The sequence below is a fragment of the Globicatella sanguinis NBRC 15551 genome, from assembly GCF_001552295.1.
Taxonomy (GTDB): domain Bacteria; phylum Bacillota; class Bacilli; order Lactobacillales; family Aerococcaceae; genus Globicatella; species Globicatella sanguinis.
In genome coordinates this window covers 1-1,201 of the sequence record NZ_BCQX01000225.1, presented here as the reverse complement: position 1 = coordinate 1,201, position 1,201 = coordinate 1, and the positions used below count along the sequence as shown (strand labels likewise).

The window sequence follows — 1,201 nt, the reverse complement described above, 5'->3', positions numbered from 1 at the left end:
CTCTTGAAGGGGAAGCTTGCCACTGCCCAGATTGTCAACATCATTTAAAAGAAATCGGTTCGCACTGTTACCGTCAGGAATTAGTCTTTATCCCTGCACAAATAAAACGGGTGGATCATATTCAACATGCTTATAAATGCGAGCATTGTAGTCAATTGAAGGATCAAGATGTCATTATTAAATCCACGGTACCGAAGGCTCCTTTGAACCATAGTTTAGGCTCCGCTTCGATTATTGCGCATTCCATTCATCTAAAATACAATTTAAAAGTCCCTAATTATCGACAAGAAACAGATTGGGTGAAGTTATCCCTTCCCATCACCCGAAAAGAATTGACTCACTGGCAGATGAAAGTGAGTGAACAATATTTTCTACCCCTTTATCGACGGTTGACACAAGAGCTGTTATCGCAAACGCATCTACATGCGGATGAAACACCGTATCGAGTCTTAGAGAGTAAAACGAATCAAACTTATTATTGGGTCGTTGCTTCTGGTAAAGACGCAAAAAGAGGCATCACACTCTACCATCATGATGCTAAGCGGAGTGGACAGGTGATAAAAGAACTCTTAGGTGACTACTCGGGGTATGTTCATTGTGATATGCATGCGGCTTATCGTCAACTCGAGAATGCGAAATTAGTCGGCTGTTGGGCCCATGTGCGACGAAAATTCTACGAAGCGACACCCAAGCAGTCGAAAGAGAGTTTGGGAGCAGTTGGTTTAGACTATTGTAATCAGCTATTCCGCTTAGAAGAAGCATGGGCAGAACTCACACCAGAAGAACGACTTGTCAAACGACAGTCAGAGTTACGCCCTGTTATGGAAGCTTTCTTCGATTGGTGTCGCACCCAAGAAGTATTACCAGGTTTCAAGCTCGGTAAAGCCATCCAATATGCATTAAATTATGAAAATACTTTTAAAACCGTATTGGAAGATGGTCATTTAGTCTTATCGAATAACTTAGCGGAGCGAGCGATAAAGAACTTGGTGATTGGTCGAAAGAACTGGTTGTTCTCCAAGAGTTTTGAAGGGGCTCAAACGAACGCTGTCATTCTAACAATAATTGAAACAGCGAAACGACATGGGCTTGATTCAGAAAAATATATCAATTATTTACTGACCCACTTACCGAATGAACCGATTTTTGAAAAAAATGAGGTCTTAGAGGCTTATTTGCCATGGAGTGAATTAGTCCAACG

The 1,201-nt window shown here is 41.5% G+C and carries 1 protein-coding gene; it reads left to right on the top strand.

The window, feature by feature from the left end; translation table 11 throughout:
• A partial coding sequence (gene tnpC, locus GSA01S_RS10240; protein WP_157064835.1) for an IS66 family transposase occupies positions 1-1,201 on the top strand: 1,201 nt, incomplete at both ends.